Source organism: Streptomyces sp. XY431 (assembly GCF_001279805.1).
Classification (GTDB): Bacteria; Actinomycetota; Actinomycetes; order Streptomycetales; family Streptomycetaceae; genus Kitasatospora; species Kitasatospora purpeofusca.
In genome coordinates, this window is the sequence record NZ_LGDO01000260.1 from 1 (window position 1) to 1361 (window position 1361).

The following is a 1361-nucleotide window of genomic DNA, read 5'->3' on the forward strand; positions in this document are numbered from 1 at the left end:
GACCTCCACCCCGGCCCGGACGCCCGCGCCGCCACCGTCGCCAAGGCCGGCGAACTCGTCGTCTACACCTTCACCCTCACCAACACCGGCAACGTCACCCTCACCGACCTCAAGGTCACCGAGACCTCCTTCAGCGGCACCGGCGGCGCCCCCGGGGTCGACTGCCCCGGCGGCCCGCTCACCCCCGGCGCCACCCTCAACTGCACCGCCCGCTACGCCGCCACCCAGGCCGACATCGACGCGGGGAAGATCGACAACGCCGCCACCGCGACCGGCACCCCGCCCGCGGGGCTCACCCCGCCCGTCTCCCCCGAGAGCGGCACCACCGTCACCGCACCCCCCAAGCCCCACCTCACCCTGCGCAAGACCGCCGCCGAGACCGGCGCCCTCCGGGTCGGCGAGATCCTGCACTACTCCTTCGAGATCACCAACACCGGCAACGTCACCATGACGGGCGTGCGGGTCGACGAGACCGCGTTCACCGGCCGGGGCACCCCGCCCGCGGCCACCTGCCCGGACGCGGCGAACTCCCTCGCCCCCGGCGCGGTCGTCACCTGCACCGCCGAGTACACCGTCACCCAGGCCGATGTGGACGCCGGCTCGATCGAGAACACCGCGACCGCCACCGGCACCCCGCCCGGCGGCGGCACCCCCGTCACCTCGCCGCCGTCCAGCACCGATGTGCCGTTCACGCCGCGCCCGTCCCTGGTGGTGGAGAAGAGCGCCGACAAGCAGCACCTCGTCGCCGGTGAGACCCTCACCTACTCCTACCTGGTCACCAACACCGGGAACATCACCCTGACCGGCGTCACCGTCACCGAGGGCACGTTCACCGGCACCGGCACCCTGTCCCCGATCACCTGCCCCGAGGACGCCCGCTCGCTCGACCCCGGACGCATCGTCACCTGCACCGCCACCTACACCGTCACCCAGGCGGACGTGGACGCCGGGAAGATCGACAACGCGGCGACCGCGACCGGCACCCCGCCCGGCGGCGGTACTCCGGTCACCTCGCCCCCCGGCAGCACCACCGTCCCCACCGACCCCCGGCCCGCGCTGACGGTGGTCAAGTCCTCCGACAAGCAGCTCCTCACCGTCGGCGAGCAGATCACCTACACCTACACCGTCACCAACACCGGCAATGTCACCCTCACCGGCGTCGGCGTGAGCGAGACTGAGTGGACCGGCTCCGGCCCCGCCCCCCAGGTCAGCTGCCCGGACGCGGCGAAGTCCCTCGCCCCCGGCGCCCAGGTCCTGTGCACCGCCACCCACACCGTCACCCAGGACGACGCCGACCGCGGTGTCATCCGCAACACCGCCACCGCCAACGGCACCCCGCCCGACAACCCGCGGCCCGGCGG

Annotated in this window: 1 protein-coding gene; it reads left to right on the plus strand. The window is 73.5% G+C overall.

Annotated elements, in window-relative coordinates; genetic code table 11:
* Positions 1-1361: CLIPPER-2 domain-containing protein (locus tag ADK60_RS22895; protein ID WP_159400535.1), on the plus strand; the 1361-nt coding region annotated here is incomplete at both ends.